The sequence below is a fragment of the Kaistella flava (ex Peng et al. 2021) genome, assembly GCF_015191005.1.
GTDB lineage: Bacteria > Bacteroidota > Bacteroidia > Flavobacteriales > Weeksellaceae > Kaistella > Kaistella flava.
The window spans coordinates 78,661-95,585 of sequence record NZ_CP040442.1 but is presented as its reverse complement, the minus strand read 5'-3'; the positions used below and the strand labels follow the sequence as shown (position 1 = coordinate 95,585).

Genomic DNA, 16,925 nt, shown 5'->3' with positions numbered 1-16,925 from the left:
TTAAAAATTAAGAAACCAGCAAACTGCAACCACGAATGTCAGAATGATCAATTCTTCCCAACACTTGAAATTGATTTGATAAAATTTCTTTTTCATTATCAACGAAACCAATAATCTCTTTATCAGTTAGAATCCGACCTAAATCCTGAGTCGCAATAAAACTGCAAGAATATCTATTTGCAAGATCTATAATATTAATGGCACCATTTCGTCCCGCTTCCAAGTATGAAAAAGGATCTTCCGTATTTCTAATGAGAATGCGCATCCAGTTTGGACTTTCGTAGATATTCTTACCTAGAGAATACGCCTGAGAAAGCAATTCAGTCATTGAGTATTCGGAGTAAATTTTATCCGTTCCGAAACCTTTATGAAAAATTGCCAACAATTCATCTTTGGTCATTTCTTGCTTACGACCTTTCATTCCACCCGTTTCGATGATTGTTAAATCGTTTGTCAATTCAAAAGCTCCTTCGACAAGCTCAGGATGACAGAAATCTAGAAAATCTAAAAGCGCAAAAGAAACTCCAAACAAAATAACTTTCTTATTTTCAGTTGAAAGCTTATTTAACAATTCAAATAAATCCTGATGATTATAAAGAAAATATCCATTTTCTGGTTTCCCCGATTTTCTCATTAGAAAATCAACCATAAAGATTAAAGAGGAGTTTTGTTTTTCCAGATAACTTGGCAACAATCCGAGGAAAATATAATCTTCCGGTTTTCCAATAAACTGTTCGAAACTTTTCTCAATACTATCTTCATATAACTTTTCATCAGCGATCCAATGTTTCGAAAGATTCATCTGAGTTGTTCCGGAACTTTGAAAAAACAAATTGGTATTTTTATTTTTATCTAAAAGCGTATGATTTTTAAACATCTCAATCGGTAAAAAAGGAATCTTTTCCACTTCCCTAATTTCGTTTGGATTGATGTTTAAATAGTCTACAAACTTTCTGTAAACCTCGATGTTATGATATTGATATTGAAAAGTTTCCAGGCATTTCTGTTGGAATTCTTCTTCGGTCTGAATGTTGAAAATATTGGTCATTTTATTTGAAAGCACAAAAGTCAAAAAAGAAAAGCGGAATTCAAAATTTATATTTGAATTCCGCTCATTTATTTTAGTTGAGAAAAATATTAGTTTCCTCTGTAAGTTGAATAACCGTAAGCAGAAAGAGTGATTGGTACGTGATAATGATCTCCATTTGTAATTTGAAAAACTACCTCAACCCAAGGATAAAAACTTTCAGTATTCATTTTTTTGAAATATTCGCTGGTGTAATAAGTCAATTTGTAAATTCCTAAGTTCGATTTGTCATTAGGTAAAAAATCAGGAACACGACCGTTTTTGTCGGTTACTTTTTCTTGTACTGAAGTCCATGTTTTTTTTGCTTCGTTAAATTTTTCCAACTTAATCGTAACTCCCGGCGCAGGCATTCCTTTCGATACATCAAGAATGTGACTTGACAATTGGTAAGTAACTTCTTTTTTCTGTCCGAACGCAAAAGCGGAAATAAGCACAAAGAAAAGTGCGATAAATGAATTTTTCATGATGATAACTTATAAGATTGTTTAAGTAATTTTCACCGCAAACTTCAATAATCGTCACGGCGATTCTCTTGCTCAACAATAGTGCCGCGAATTTTTACTTTTCAAAAGTTTTTAGCTCAAATTCATCACCAAATTCACCATAAGTAAAGTAAGAAATCCAGTCACCAAGGTTGATGTACTTGGCTTTACCATTTTCTAAATCAAGAACCATTGGTAAATGTCTATGACCGTAAACGAAATAATCTATCTTTTCAGTTTTCAATTTCTCTTTAGAATAAATAATGAGAAATTCTTTGTCTTCACCTAAAAAAGCTTTGTCTTCTTCACCTGAAATCATCTTATTTTTCGTTGAAGCATAAATCGCAATTTTCATCGCAATATCAGGATGCAACCATTTAAAAGCCCATTGTGCCAAAGGATTAGTAAAGACTTTTTTCATTCTTTTATATCCTTTATCGCCAGGTCCTAAACCATCGCCATGAGCAAGTAGAAAGTTCTTTCCATTGATTTCAAAATACTGTTTGTCGAAATAAACCTTACAGCCAATTTCTTCTTCAAAGTAATTCTTCATCCACAAGTCGTGGTTTCCGACGAACATAAAAAGTTCAATTCCAGAATCTTTCAATTCTGCCAATTTACCTAAAACACGCACATATCCTTTCGGAATAACGTGATTCCACTCGTGCCAGAAATCAAATAAATCTCCCATTAAAAATAAAACTTGCGCATCGCCTTTTATTTCATCGAGCCAACGGATAAATTTCTCTTCCCGAACTTTACTTTCTTTCGGCGTCGGTGCACCAAAATGTTGATCGGAAGCGAAATAAACTTTTTTAGTTTGTTCTAAATTGATTTTCATATTTTAAATCTAAACACAAATGGCACTAATTGTTCTCACAAATTTCACAAATCTTATATTGTGTAATTTGTGATTTTCATTCGTGTAATTAGTTTTTAAGAATTTTAAGAATTATCTTCTGCAAACCATTCCCCGTAAGAGTTTTCGGTTTCGTGAAGTTTGAGGTAAGCCAAAGAAACCGTTTCTGGAAGTTGCTTTTTTATTTTTGCTGCGATGTCGTAAAGCATATTTTCGCAAGTCGGCTGATATTGGCAATAAATTACTTTATGACCTTTTCCTTCTAAATCTTCACCTAATTGTTTGTGGGGCGAAATCCCATTCAGCATTACGGCATGATCCCAAATATCAAGTATTTCAGATTTTACAATTTTTTTGATATCGCCAAAATCTACGACCATTCCATTTTTTGGATGGTCTAAATCATTAATGGGAGTGCCTTTTACCGTAACAAAAAGTTTATAGGAATGTCCATGCATATTTTTGCATTTGCCGTCGTAATTGTAAAGAACGTGGGCAGTTTCGAAAGTGAAAATTTTGGTGATTCGTATCATTTTGCAAAGATAAAGAAAGTTTAATCTTTTTGGAGTAATTAAGTAAAATGCCTTTTCATCTCGTCTAAAGGAAGAGACAAAGATTTCATTTATAATGCTTCGTAAAAATTACGGTCGCAAACCTGCCTGCCGGCAGGCAGGGGCGTTTCACTTAGCAAAGGCAATACACATTTTGACAATCTCAAAAGATTACCGATTTTAATAATCAGGTGAAATTTCAATTTAACAATCCCAATTGCGTGAGCGATTGAAGTGGAAATCCTTTTTTTTGGAAGGGAAAAGTATTGGCAAAAAAAGATTGCAACGGAAAGCGCGGTCTTTTGGTGGAGGGAAATGCGACTGCGAAAGGCACGCCCAAAAAAAAATCCCCTCCCAAAAGTATGGGAAGGAATTTTCTAACAATTTATAAAATATGGAGGATCTGTGTTTAATCAATGAAACTGTTCTGCTTCGGTAGAACCGGCTAAGGCATTCGTAGAAGAATTTCCGTCGGTAACTACGGTTTGCACTTCGTCGAAATAAGAGGTTCCTACAAAACTTTGGTGTTTCACCGCGCGGAAACCTTTGGATTGTAAGGCGAATTCTCTTTCCTGCAATTCGCTGTAACCCGCCATTCCTCTTTCTTTGTAAGCCAAAGCCAACTCGAACATGGAAGTATTTAATGCGTGGAATCCGGCTAAAGTAATGAACTGGAATTTGTAACCCATTGCGGCTAATTCTTCGCGGAACGTTTCCATTTCCGGAACTGATAATTTCGCAGCCCAGTTGAAAGATGGTGAACAATTGTAAGCCAACATTTTTCCCGGGAATTTTGCGTGGATTCCTTCTGCAAATTTTCTCGCGTAATCTAAATCAGGATTTGAAGTTTCCATCCAAATCAAATCGGCGTAAGGTGCATAAGCCAAACCTCTGTCGATTCCCTGCTCTACTCCATTTTTCACCTCGTAGAAACCTTCACTTGTTCTTTTTCCCGTCACAAATCTTTTGTCTCTATCATCAATATCTGACGTCAATAAATCTGCAGCATCAGCATCGGTTCTCGCTACCAGAACGGTTGGAACTCCGCAAACATCGGCTGCCAAACGAGCGGCAACTAATTTATTAATCGCTTCCTGAGTCGGAACCAAAACCTTTCCACCTAAATGTCCACATTTTTTTGCCGATGATAATTGGTCTTCAAAGTGAACTCCGGCTGCACCGGCTTCAATCATTTGTTTCATCAGTTCGAAAGCATTTAAGTTTCCACCAAAACCTGCTTCAGCATCTGCTACGATTGGAACTAAATAATCTTTGCAATCTTCACTTTTAACTTCATTTACAGACTGAATTTGATCCGCACGCAACAAAGCATTATTAATTCTTTTCACTACCGACGGAACTGAATTCGCAGGATACAAACTTTGATCAGGATACATTTCACCACTCAAATTTGCATCTGCAGCAACTTGCCAACCTGAAAGATAAATCGCTTCTAAACCGGCGTCAACTTCCTGTACGGCTTGGTTTCCAGTGAGCGCGCCTAATCCTGCTACGAAATCCTGGTTGTTTAATTTATCCCATAATTTCTCCGACATTAATTTGGCAATCGTGTAATCGAGTTTGTAAGAACCTCGAAGTTTCAAAACTTTTTCTGCGGCGTACGGTCTTTTGATACCGTTCCATCTTGGACTTTCTAACCATTCTTTTTCCAGCTGCTGGATTTGTTCTTGCTTTTTCATATCGATTTGTTTTTGTGATTTGTTGTTTTGTTTTTGAATACTTTAACGCAAAGACGCAATGTTTATATTCGTAATACTTCTGAAATTACGGACGCAAACCTGCCGGCAGGCAGGGGCGTTTCACTTAGCAAAGGGAATGTCCTTTTTGTACTTTTAGAATAATGATCTTAGACTTTTGTGACTTTTGTGGTAATGTTGCTCTTGGCTCTTTTTACTTTTTCCTTGGCTCTTAAATAAACTGATACGCTTTCAAAGTCAGGAATTCTGCAAAGTTTTCATTAAGAATGAGGTCATCAAAAAGTTCAGTTGCCAACTCGAATTTTCCATTGTTGTATCGATCTTCACCAACATAATTTTTGATTTTATCCAGTTCTTCTTCTTGCCAGGTCAAAACCATTTCGGGCATTAAAGTTCTGCCGTCGTCCAGTTTTGCTTCATTTTTTAGCCATTGCCAAATTTGAGTTCTGGAGATTTCTGCGGTTGCGGCGTCTTCCATTAAATTGTATAAAGCCGCAGCTCCAACTCCCATTAACCATGATTCTATATATAAGATTCCGACATTAATATTTTTTCTAACGCCATTTTCAGTAATCGTTCCTTTTGGAATTTCAAGGAGGTTTTCTTCTGATACATGATACTCTTCAAATTTTTTATGGATTTGGTTTGGAGTCGGCATGAATTCATCGAAGATTTTCTTGGCCACAGAAACCAATCCTGGATGCGCAACCCAAGTTCCGTCGTGTCTGTTTTTTACTTCTCGTTCTTTATCTGCACGAACTTTCGCGTAAGCGATTTCGTTTTCTGCCTCGTTATTTTTTACAGGAATCTGAGCGGCCATTCCGCCCATCGCGTGAACATTTCTTTTATGACAAACCTGAATGACTCTTTTGGAATAAGCACTCATAAAAGGAGAAGCCATCGTAACCTGATCTCGGTCCGGAACCAAAAATTCAGGAAGATTTCTAAATTTTTTGATGTAGGAAAAAATGTAATCCCAACGTCCACAATTCAGACCAGAACTGTGTTCTTTTAATTCATATAAAATTTCGTCCAGTTGAAAAGCTGCTGTAATGGTTTCAATTAAAACCGTGGCTTTGATCGTTCCTTGTGGAATTTCTAAATAGTCCTGAGAGAATTTGAAAACATCATTCCACCATTTTGCTTCTTTATAATGTTCTAATTTTGGTAAATAAAAATAAGGTCCACTTCCATTCTCAATTAGCTTTTTTGCATTTCTAAAGAAGTAAATTCCGAAATCAATGAGAGAAGCAGATGCTTTTTGACCATCAAATTCAATATTTTTCTCTTCTAAATGCAAACCTCGTGGACGAACTAAAAGCGTTGCTAAATTTTCTCCAAGTTCATATTTTTTACCGTTTTCATTTTCAAAACTAATAGTTCTGTTGATTGCATCAGAAAGGTTTCTTTGTCCATCCATACAATTTTCCCAAGTCGGAGAATTGCTGTCTTCGAAATCAGCCATAAAAGTGGAAGACCCAGAATTCAACGCATTGATGACCATTTTTCTTTCCACAGGTCCTGTAATCTCCACTCTTCTATCGAGTAAATCTTTCGGAATTGGATTACAAACCCAATTCCCAGTTCTGATCTCTTCAGTTTCAGGTAAAAATTTAGGAAGTTGACGATGATCGAATTCCGCTTGCTTCATTGTTCGCGCATGAAGAAGCTCAATTCTTTGATTATTAAATTTTGAATGAAGTTCCGTTAAGAAACTCACTAATCCGGAGGTGAAAATGTCGTTGTATTGTTCTTGAGGAAGAATTTGAAATTGTGTTGCCGTTTCCATTTTGTATAAACTTTAATGATTTGGTATTACAAACTTAATCAAAAAATATTCACTTACAGCGAACGTTCGCTAAATTTATTAAATAATTATTATGCGAACAATCGCTTAATTTTATTTACCTTTGTGTTCATCGGATTTTACAATCTATTTAGACATATTATAAATTAATATTTGATTAATGACAAGCGACAGTGATTTTATAAAAACAATTTTTGGATTGAAAATGAAGCAGTTCCGACAAAAGAAGAACTATTCTTTACAAGATCTTGCGAATGCGACGGGCGTTTCCAAATCTTATTTAAATGAGATTGAGAACGGTAAAAAATATCCGAAGCACGATAAAATTGCGCAACTTGCCACAGCGTTGAACTGTACTTATGACGATCTAGTTTCCACAAAACTGGATAAAAGTTTAGCACCGATAGCTGAAATTATACAGTCCGATTTTTTCAAGGAAATTCCGCTTGAACTTTTTGGTATTAATAAAACCAACCTCATCAATATCATCAGTGATGCTCCGAAAAAAGTCACAGCTTTCATTAATACTTTAATTGAAATTTCGAAGAATTATAATTTGAGTAAAGAGCGTTTTTTCTTTGCGGTGATCAGAAGTTTTCAGGAATTGCAGGATAATTATTTCCCCGATCTGGAAGAAAAAGCAGAAACCTATTTGATTGAAAATAACCTATCCGTAAAACCAAACTCCGACGAATTCGAACTTATTTTACAAGAACAGTTTCAATATGAAATCAAATCGATGGATCTGGAACAATACGGCGCTTCAGGTAAATTACGCTCACTTTTTATTCCAGAAAAGAAACTTCTTTTATTGAATGAACTTTTAGATGAAGATCAGAAAACCTTTATTTTCGCGAAAGAAATCGGTTTTAATGTGCTCAACTTAAATCCTCGTCCGAACACTTATTCCTGGCTGGATTTTACCAATTTTGAAGAACTGCTGAATAATTATTATGCTTCTTATTTCGCAGGCGCTTTATTAATTCGTAAAGAAATTTTAACCCGTAAGTTGAATGAATTCTTTCAAAACCAAGAATGGAATCCCGAAATTTTCGAAACCATAATTGAAGAATTTACCAATTCACCTGAAACATTCTATTATAGACTCACCAATATTCTTCCCGCAGAAATGGGAATTAAAGATGTTTTTTATTTATGTTTTACAAAAAAGAAAGATTCCAATAAAGTACAGATATTAAAAGAATTGCACCTCAATCAACAACAAGCTCCTCACGCAAACGCAACCAATGAACATTATTGCCGTCGCTGGGTTGCAGTGAAAAATCTTTCAAACTTAAAAGACAACGAGAAACTGACCGACGCGCAAATCTCTCATTATAAAGACAGCGGTTTGACTTATCTTGTACTTTCAACATCGCAAAAAAATCCGTTTTCTGATGGAACAAATAGAAGTTATTGTGTAGGTATTTTATTGAATTCTAATTCTTTAAAGAAAATTAAATTTGCGAAAAGCGATCAGATTAAAACCGTGAATGTTGGTGTAACATGTGAATTTTGCAGCATTCCAGATTGTGAAGTTCGACAAGCTCCACCTTCAAGACTGGAGAAAGAAATCTTTAATGAAAATATGAAGAAGTCGATTCAGCAGATTCGAAAGGAAATGCTTTAAAATACTAAAACCACATTTATTTAAACCACAAAGCTACAAAGATTTCTTGCAGAATGAATAAATGCAAGTTCATAAAGTAAAATATATACATTTTTTAAACTTTCGGGACTAAGAAAATAAATTTCCTAGATTTTCTATTTACATCTAAAAACTTTTGTGACTTTGTGGTTTTAAAAAACTAAATCGTAACTTTCACTAAATTAATGAAGTATGTTTTTAGTCGACCTACTTTTTCCGAATCGCTGTCTGGAATGTAACCGAATTATTCATCACAATGAAGTGGTTTGTGAATTGTGTTTTGACCAGATCAATTTTACCCATCATCATTTTTCGGAAAGCAATCTTCTAACGGAGAAATGCCGATTATTATTTCCGATAGAAAACGCTTTTGCTTTGATGCAGTTCGAAGAAGAAAGTACGAGTCAAAAGATTATTCATCAACTCAAATATGGAGGTCGAGAGAAAATTGGAAAGATCATTTCAAACTGGACTTTAGAAAAAATAGATTTAAGGAAGTCCAAAATAGATCTTTTAGTCACCATTCCACTTCATCCGACGAAACAGAAAGAGCGTGGCTATAATCAGTTGCATCTTTTTGCGGATACTCTTTCAAAAGGACTGAAAATCCCTTGTGACCATAGTTTAATTAAAAGAAATTTTTACAAAAAAGCTCAGGCTCAAAAACGTCGTGAACAAAGAACATTTAATGAAAATCTATTTTCAATAACTAAAAACATTTCGAATCAACATATCTTATTAATCGATGATGTTTTTACGACTGGAAATACAATGAGCGCCGTGGCCTGGCAAATTCTAAAAGAAGGAAATAATAAAGTCAGTGTTCTGGTAATGGCAATTGACTAAAAAATTCCTCCTCGAAATGAGAAGGAATTATGCTTATCTATTTTAGAATATATTATCTCTGTAATTTCTCGCCATAAGATAAATCTCCTGCATCTCCTAAACCTGGCGTGATATACCCTTTTGAAGTTAGTTTTTCATCAATAACTCCAACCCAGATTTTTGCTTCAGGATACTCTTTTTGAATCGTGTCAACTCCTTGTTGAGAAGCGATCGCTGCAACGATATGAAGTTGTGTCGGTTTTCCGTGGTTTAATAAATCTTTGATGGCTTCAATTAAACTTGCACCAGTTGCCAACATTGGATCCGCGACAATCAAAGGTCTTCCATCAATACTGGGACATGTTAAATAATCCTGTTTAATGGAAAAATAGTCATTGGCGTCATGTTTTCTGTAAGCAGCGACGAAGCCACAATCTGCGTTATCAAGATAATTTAAAATCCCTTGAAACAAAGGAACTCCTGCTCGCAGAATAGTGGTAATTACGGGTTGTACCGCTATTTCTGTTGCTTTAATTGTATCTAAAGGCGTGGTGATTTCAATTTCTTTAGTTTCGAAACCTTTACTGATTTCAAAGGCGGCGATTTCTCCAATTCGTTCCATATTGCGACGGAATCTTAATCGGTCACTTTGTATATCTACATTTCGAAGTTCATTAATCCATGTATTTACGAGAGAAAAGTGGTCTGAAAGATTTATTATCATTGCTATAAGTTAGGTTGCAAAGTTGGTGAAAAATTAAGGTATTAAAAAGCCCTTTAGATAAAATCTAAAAGGCTATTATTTTTATTTTTGTCTAAAATAAATTTCAATAGGAACTCCGGTGAATCCGAACTCTTTTCGAAGTTGATTTTCAGTAAATCTTTTGTAGGCTTCTTTCACATATTGAGGTAAGTTGCAGAAAAATACGAACTGCGGACTTGGCGTTGGAAGTTGTACGCAATATTTAATTTTCACGTATTTCCCTTTCAATGCTGGTGGCGGCGTTTTTTCAAAAATGGGAAGCATAATTTCATTTAACTTAGAAGTTTTAATTTTCTTGGCTCTGTTGGCATAAACTTCCATCGCAACTTCAACCGTTTTCAGAATTCTCTGTTTCGTTAAAGCTGAAACGAAAAGAATTGGAATATCGGTAAACTGACCAATTTTTTCTTTAATTCTTGCTTCGAAATCACGGGTTGTATTGGTTTCTTTTTCAACCAAATCCCATTTATTAACAACGATTACGATTCCTTTTCTATTTTTCTGAGCCAATCCGAAAATGTTCATATCCTGAGATTCCCAGCCTAAAGTGGCATCAACCATGATAATTACGATATCAGAATACTCGATAGAACGAACAGAACGCATTACTGAATAGAATTCTAAATCTTCTTTTACTTTGGCTTTACGACGCATTCCGGCCGTATCAACCAAAACAAATTCATGTCCGAATTTATTGTATAAAGTTTGGATAGAATCGCGCGTTGTTCCCGCAACATCAGTTACAATATTTTGTTCTTTGTCTAAAAGCGCGTTGGTCAAAGTAGACTTTCCAACATTTGGTCTTCCTGCAATCGTAATTTTTGGTAAACCTTCGAAAGGATCTTTGTATTCGGTAGTCGGGAAATCTTTTACGATATCATCCAACAACTCTCCTGTTCCGGAACCTGTTGCAGAAGACATGGTGTAATATTTTGAAATTCCCAACTGATAAAATTCGGTTGCAGCTAATTCTTCTTTCGCAGAATCTGCTTTATTAACCACGATGTACACCGGCTTATTGGCACGGCGTAACATTTCATGAATTTCGATATCAGTATCTGTTAAACCTTCAGCAACGTTCAGCATGAAGATGATCGAAGTCGCTTCATCTACGGCTAATTCAACCTGTTTGATGATTTCTCCCTGGAATGCATCTTCAGTATCTACTTCATAACCTCCTGTGTCGATTACGGTAAATTCAACTCCGTTCCAGTCAGATTTTCCGTAATGACGGTCTCTGGTAACTCCGGCGGTTGAATCTACAATTGCTTCTCTACGTTCTAGAAAACGGTTAAAAAGGGTGGATTTCCCAACGTTGGGACGTCCTACTATGGCGACGATATTCGACATAAAATTTTGTTTAATAATGTTATTATTAATGGGTTACTCGAACTATTCGAGCCCAAAAATTTTTGCAAAGATAGCTTTTTTTAGTCGTTTGCATTATTAATGTTAATATTTGTAACTTTCCATTTGGTTTGATACTCATTATATTAATAAGTAGGACACTCAATTAAAAAAAAATAATAACTAAAAACTTAAAATTATGATCATCCTAATTATTCTGGCGGCGATTGCTATCTTTTTCTTTTACGGAATCTCCATCTACAACCGCTTGGTAAAATTGCGAACAATGGTTCAGGAAGCGTGGAGCAGCATCGATGTTATGTTGAAAAAACGTCACGATTTAATTCCGAACTTAGTGGAAACCGTAAAAGGATATGCTACCCACGAAAGAGAAACTTTTGATAGTGTGACTCGCGCCAGAGCCGCAGCAATGGGCGCAAATACCATTCAGGAAAAAGAAGCTGCAGAGAAAAATTTAAATCAGGCGATGATGAATTTGAATGCTGTTGCTGAACAATATCCGGATTTAAAAGCGAATACCAACTTCTTACAGCTTCAAGCAGAACTTTCAACCTTGGAAGGTGATATCGAGAAATCGAGAAGATATTATAATGGAACGGTTCGTGAAAACAATATTTTGGTAGATACTTTCCCAAGCAATATCATTGCGAATATGTACAAATTTACCAAATCTGCGTTCTTTGAACTCGATAATATTGCAGAGCGTGTGGTGCCGAATGTACAATTCTAAAACCATGAAACGTTTATTAATAGGATTATTCCTGCTGATTTTCAGTTTTGGATTTACACAGGATGTGAATTCAGCTAATGGTGACGCGTATAATTATGAACACATCTTATCTTTTGATTCCGATATTGTGATTTCAAAAGATGCCGAAACTACGATTACAGAAAAAATCAAAGTTTATGCAGAAGGCATTAATATCAAACGGGGAATTTTTCGTTCACTTCCACTTTGGCGAAATGTTAATGGCAAGAAAATCAGAATTAAATATGATATCCTTTCGGTTCGAAAAAATGGTTCGAACGAAAATTATCACACTGAAAACTCGAGTGATGATTACGCTATTTATTTCGGAGACAAAGACATCATTTTATCGCCGGGAGTTTACGATTATGAACTGACGTACAAAACAAATGATCAGATTGGATTCTTTGAAAAGTATGATGAATTTTACTGGAACGTGAATGGAACTTTATGGGATTTTCCAGTTGATGAAATTTCCGCTAAAGTTACTTTACCGGAAGGTGCCGAAATCTTACAACAATCTTGTTATACAGGAAGCTACGGCTCGAAGGAATCCAATTGTATTGGTAAACAATTTTCTACGAATACTATTGAGTGGTCAGCAAAAAACTTAGGACGAAATCAAGGGTTAACAATTGCCGTTGGTTTTAACAAAGGAATTTTCACACCTCCGCCTCCACCCGGAATGCTGGAGAAGTACGGAGTTTTAGCGATGCTCATCGCGGCAGCTTTAGGATTGTTAGGCTACTTATATTCGAGCTGGCAGAAATATGGAATTGATCCGCAGAAGCCAGTTGTGTATCCACAATTTAATGCGCCACAAAATCTTTCACCTGCGTCTTTGGGTTACTTGGAAAATGAATATTATTCCGCTCCGATGATTACAGCAGCGATAGTAAGCTTGGCCGTTAAAGGTTACATTAAAATCATTGAAGATGATAAAAGGATTTTAGGAATTTTCGGTGGCAAAGAATACACTTTAGAAAAAATAAAAGAACAGGATCAAACTTTACCGAAAGAAGAAATCAACCTGATGAATAAATTATTTTCGGGTGAAGCAACAAGTGTTTCTTTTGATGGAAAATACAATTCAAAAATTGAAAATGCGGTTAATGATTTCAAAGCAAGTCTAAGGTTTCAACATGATGGTTTTTTAAAAAAAGGAAATAACACCAATAAACTCTTCTTGCCTATCATTATTATTATTGTCTTATACGCCGCAGGATTATTTTTTAGTTACAAAATAAGTTACAGCGATGTTCACTTAGGCGCAGGAATTCCTTTGGGTGCGGCGGCTTTATTTGCAGGAATTTTCATTTCTATATTTTTTGAAAGATCGAACGTGGTTAAAGCTCTATTTGCTTTAATTTCAATAGGACTCATTTTAATTCTGGCGACGATATTTTCAGTCGATACGGAACGGTCAGAAAACTTAGGCTTTTACGGAAGTTATGGATTTTTGATCATCGGATTTATCGCAATCGTTCTTTACCAATATCTCATCAAACAACCCACTCCTGAAAAATTAGAAACCCAATCACTCATCGAAGGTTTCAAAATGTACTTGGGAACGGCAGAAGAGAAAACCTTACAGTTTCATAATCCACCAGAAATGACTACACAGGTTTTTGAAAAGATGTTGCCTTATGCGATGGTTTTGGGCGTTGATAAAATTTGGGGTCAAAAATTTCAAAATATGCTGAAGAATTCATCTTTAGAAAACCAGCAATACATCTCCAGTTGGTACGTAGGAAGTTCAATGATGAATATGAACTTTGCCAATACTTTAACTTCATCTTTATCGCAATCAATCGCAAGTTCTTCAACCCAACCATCCAGTTCAGGAAGTGGATCTGGCGGAGGTGGATTCTCCGGAGGTGGTGGCGGAGGTGGCGGCGGAGGCGGCTGGTAAAAAACAAAAAAAAACGTTCTGCGAAAATCAGAACGTTTTTTTTAGCCAATAGCTTTTAACAAAAAATAGATTTGTTTTATACTTTTCCTCTGGTCAATAAGTTAATGATTGCTAATAGAACAATTGCACCAACGGCTCCAGTAAGAATTTGTCCAACAACTGCTGTTCCGAAAGTAGAACCTAAAAGCCAATATCCGATAAATCCACCGACGATTCCGACGATAATATTTCCGATTAAACCTAGGCTTCCACCTTTAAAAATTTGAGATCCTAACCATCCTGCGACAGCACCGATAATCAAAGTCCATAAAATTCCCATAATGTTTGTTTTTAATGTTAATTAATTGTTTTATATTTAATACAACATCTAAATTTATGCCGAAATCACTTTTTAAACTTCTAATTTTCACAAAATTATTATAGCTACTCTAACTTAGTTTACTCATAATGAATCATTAAGATGTAGAAATTAAAACTAGAAATAAAAAGCTTCAATAGATCATTTTCCCAATTCATCGTTCCAGAAGCAAGCAATTATAAGCATAAAACACTCAAGTTTAACCGTGAAACTTCCGCTCAGACGAGACTTTCCCACTCGGGAAAATTCCGTATATTTGCCCTCGAAAATTTAAATAGATTAAATACAAACCGCACTCAATACGGAGTGCCCAAGACGAACAAATTTTATGAATGCTCCACAAGCAATTATTGAAAAATTTCAATTAAGTGATGGTAGAGAAATTACCATCGAAACAGGAAAATTAGCAAAACAAGCTAATGGTGCTGTAGTAGTAAGAATGGGAGGCACAATGCTTCTTGCAACAGTTGTCGCAAGCAAAGACGCGAAACCAGGTGTTGATTTCTTACCTTTAACAGTAGATTACAGAGAGAAATTTTATTCAGCAGGAAAAATTCCAGGAAACTTTTTCAGAAGAGAGGCTAGACCATCTGACGAAGAAATTTTAACAATGAGATTAGTTGACCGTGTTTTGCGTCCACTTTTCCCATCAGATTTCCATGCAGAAGTTCAGGTGATGATTTCACTGATTTCTTATGATAAAGAATGTATGCCAGAATCTTTGGCAGGATTAGCCGCTTCTGCTGCAATCGCAATTACCGATATTCCTTTCAACGGACCAATGTCTGAAGTTACTGTTGCGAGAATCGACGGTAAATTGGTTGTTAACCCAAGTATGGAAAATCTTGCAAAAGCAGATTTGAACATTATGGTTGGTGCAACGAAAGACTCTATCGTAATGGTAGAAGGTGAAATGGAAGAAATTTCTGAACAGGAAATGATCGAAGCCATTAAATTCGCACACGAAGAAATTAAAGTTCAAGTAGCAGCTCAAGAAAGATTAGCTGAGAGAGTTGGTAAATCTCTTCCAAAAAGAGAATATACGCACGAAGATCACAACGAAGAAATTCGTGAAAAAGTTTGGGCAGCAACTTATGATAAAGTATTGGATATTGCTAAAACTCCTTCTGCTAAAGAAGAAAGACATGACAACTTCCAAGCTGTATTAGCTGATTTCTTAACTCAGTATTCTGAGGAAGAATTAGTAACAGTAACACCTTACGCAAAAATCTATTTCCACGATGTAGAAAAAGAAGCAATGCGTCAAATGATTTTGAACGATAAAATCCGTTTGGATGGAAGAAGTCCGGAAACGATTCGTCCAATCTGGTCAGAAGTTGATTATTTACCAGGAGCACACGGTTCTGCAATCTTTACAAGAGGAGAAACTCAGTCATTGACTGCAGTAACTTTGGGATCTGTAAAAGATGCAAATATGGTGGACACGGTTGCAATCAACTACGATCAAAAATTCTTCTTACACTATAACTTCCCACCGTTTTCAACTGGTGAGGCAAGACCTTTAAGAGGAACTTCAAGAAGAGAAGTTGGTCACGGAAACTTAGCGCAAAGAGCTTTGGCGAAAATGATCCCTACAGAAAACCCTTACACCATCCGTATCGTTTCTGATATTTTAGAATCAAATGGTTCGTCTTCAATGGCAACTGTTTGTGCTGGAACTTTAGCATTAATGGATGCCGGTGTTCAAATTTCAAAACCAGTTTCCGGGATTGCAATGGGATTGGTAACTGATCCAAAATCAGGTAAATTCACGGTACTTTCTGATATCTTAGGAGACGAAGATCACTTAGGTGATATGGACTTTAAAGTAACAGGAACTGCAGACGGAATCACGGCTTGTCAAATGGATATTAAAGTGGAAGGACTTTCAATGGACATTATGGAAAAAGCATTAATCCAGGCGAAAGACGGAAGATTGCATATCCTTAATGAATTGTTGAAAACGCTTGACGCACCAAGACCAGACGTGAAACCACACGCACCGAAAATGGAAGTATTGGAAATCTCCAAAGACTTCATCGGAGCGATCATCGGACCTGGAGGAAAAATCATTCAGCAAATGCAGAAAGATTTCGAAACGGTTATCGCGATTGAAGAAATTGGCGAAATCGGAAGAATCGAAATTTCTGGTGTTAGCAGAGAAAATATCAACGCAACAATTGCAGCGATTAACGAGATTTGTTTCGTTCCTGTAGTTGGAAGTGTTTACAACGGTAAAGTTGTTAAAGTAATGGATTTCGGAGCATTCGTAGCGATTGCAAAAGGAACAGAAGGTTTACTTCACATTTCAGAAATCGAATGGGCGCGTTTGGACAAAGTTCCTTACAACGAAGGCGATATGGTAGAAGTGAAATTCATGGGTTACGATGATCGTAAGAAAATGAAACTTTCAAGAAAAGTTCTTTTAGACCGCCCAGCTCGTGAAGAAAGACCAGCGAGAGATGATCGTCCAAGAGATGATCGTCCGCAAGGCGACAGACCTCAACATAGACAAGACAAACCGCAAAATGGCGGTGGACATAATCCTGAAAATAACGGATAAAATAATAGAAACCACCTCGACATGAGGTGGTTTTTTTATGGTTTTGAAGTTTCCAGAGCACGCTTAGTTCCAGGCGAAAACGGAATTTTAATAGAATACGATGTCGCAAGATTTGTCGTTGATACCGAAGCGATTTATTCTTATAAAGGCTCAAAGGAGATTAATTCTTTGATTGTTGGTAGGAGTATTACTGGATTTAGTGCTTTTGTTTAATAGAAAAACCACCTCTCTCAAGG

At 36.0% G+C, this 16,925-nt stretch carries 14 protein-coding genes and 1 pseudogene; 6 read left to right on the top strand and 9 right to left on the bottom strand.

Annotated features, from left to right (window positions below; translation table 11 throughout):
* Positions 1-7: 7 nt before the first annotated feature.
* The 6 genes from Q73A0000_RS00390 to aceB form a co-directional block, all read right to left on the bottom strand.
* Positions 8-1,048 carry an acyl transferase gene (locus Q73A0000_RS00390; RefSeq protein WP_193812122.1) on the bottom strand — a complete coding sequence of 347 codons (1,041 nt, stop codon included), beginning with the start codon at positions 1,046-1,048 and terminating at the stop codon, positions 8-10.
* Between the two features lie 89 nt (positions 1,049-1,137).
* Positions 1,138-1,551, bottom strand: a complete 414-nt coding sequence (gene uraH, locus Q73A0000_RS00385) for a hydroxyisourate hydrolase (protein ID WP_193812121.1) — start codon at positions 1,549-1,551, stop codon at positions 1,138-1,140.
* Positions 1,552-1,645: 94 nt separating this feature from the next.
* Entirely contained in the window at positions 1,646-2,410 is a 765-nt protein-coding gene (locus tag Q73A0000_RS00380) for a UDP-2,3-diacylglucosamine diphosphatase (protein WP_193812120.1), read from the bottom strand.
* A gap of 104 nt (positions 2,411-2,514) precedes the next feature.
* Positions 2,515-2,961, bottom strand: a complete 447-nt coding sequence (locus Q73A0000_RS00375) for a 6-pyruvoyl trahydropterin synthase family protein (RefSeq protein WP_193812119.1) — start codon at positions 2,959-2,961, stop codon at positions 2,515-2,517.
* Positions 2,962-3,392: 431 nt separating this feature from the next.
* A complete protein-coding gene (aceA, locus tag Q73A0000_RS00370) occupies positions 3,393-4,679 on the bottom strand; it encodes an isocitrate lyase (protein ID WP_193812118.1) in 1,287 nt (428 codons plus the stop codon).
* A 229-nt stretch (positions 4,680-4,908) separates the two neighbouring features.
* Complete coding sequence (gene aceB / locus Q73A0000_RS00365) at positions 4,909-6,486, bottom strand: malate synthase A (protein ID WP_193812117.1); 1,578 nt, start codon at positions 6,484-6,486, stop codon at positions 4,909-4,911.
* 178 nt (positions 6,487-6,664) lie between these two features.
* Between aceB and Q73A0000_RS00360 the strand changes: the two genes are divergently transcribed.
* A complete protein-coding gene (locus tag Q73A0000_RS00360) occupies positions 6,665-8,134 on the top strand; it encodes a helix-turn-helix domain-containing protein (RefSeq protein WP_193812116.1) in 1,470 nt (489 codons plus the stop codon).
* A gap of 210 nt (positions 8,135-8,344) precedes the next feature.
* Positions 8,345-8,998 carry a ComF family protein gene (locus Q73A0000_RS00355; protein WP_193812115.1) on the top strand — a complete coding sequence of 218 codons (654 nt, stop codon included), beginning with the start codon at positions 8,345-8,347 and terminating at the stop codon, positions 8,996-8,998.
* A 52-nt stretch (positions 8,999-9,050) separates the two neighbouring features.
* Here the strand turns inward: Q73A0000_RS00355 and upp are convergent, their stop codons facing one another.
* Both upp and der read right to left on the bottom strand, forming a co-directional pair.
* Entirely contained in the window at positions 9,051-9,701 is a 651-nt protein-coding gene (gene upp / locus Q73A0000_RS00350; protein ID WP_193812114.1) for a uracil phosphoribosyltransferase, read from the bottom strand.
* 81 nt (positions 9,702-9,782) lie between these two features.
* A complete protein-coding gene (gene der / locus Q73A0000_RS00345) occupies positions 9,783-11,090 on the bottom strand; it encodes a ribosome biogenesis GTPase Der (RefSeq protein WP_193812113.1) in 1,308 nt (435 codons plus the stop codon).
* 196 nt (positions 11,091-11,286) lie between these two features.
* Here der and Q73A0000_RS00340 point away from each other — a divergent pair, with 196 nt between their 5' ends.
* Both Q73A0000_RS00340 and Q73A0000_RS00335 read left to right on the top strand, forming a co-directional pair.
* On the top strand, positions 11,287-11,838 hold the full coding sequence (locus tag Q73A0000_RS00340; RefSeq protein WP_244140770.1) for a LemA family protein: 552 nt from the start codon (positions 11,287-11,289) through the stop codon (positions 11,836-11,838).
* A gap of 4 nt (positions 11,839-11,842) precedes the next feature.
* Entirely contained in the window at positions 11,843-13,768 is a 1,926-nt protein-coding gene (locus Q73A0000_RS00335; RefSeq protein ID WP_193812112.1) for a DUF2207 domain-containing protein, read from the top strand.
* 76 nt (positions 13,769-13,844) lie between these two features.
* Here Q73A0000_RS00335 and Q73A0000_RS00330 read toward each other — a convergent pair whose 3' ends face one another.
* On the bottom strand, positions 13,845-14,087 hold the full coding sequence (locus tag Q73A0000_RS00330) for a GlsB/YeaQ/YmgE family stress response membrane protein (protein WP_193812111.1): 243 nt from the start codon (positions 14,085-14,087) through the stop codon (positions 13,845-13,847).
* A 367-nt stretch (positions 14,088-14,454) separates the two neighbouring features.
* Between Q73A0000_RS00330 and Q73A0000_RS00325 the strand changes: the two genes are divergently transcribed.
* Positions 14,455-16,689: a polyribonucleotide nucleotidyltransferase gene (locus Q73A0000_RS00325; RefSeq protein WP_193812110.1), complete on the top strand. Its 2,235-nt coding sequence runs from the start codon at positions 14,455-14,457 to the stop codon at positions 16,687-16,689.
* A 48-nt stretch (positions 16,690-16,737) separates the two neighbouring features.
* Positions 16,738-16,902 (top strand): annotated as a pseudogene (locus tag Q73A0000_RS00320) (acyl-CoA dehydrogenase); the annotation flags it as partial.
* Between the last annotated feature and the right edge of the window lie 23 nt (positions 16,903-16,925).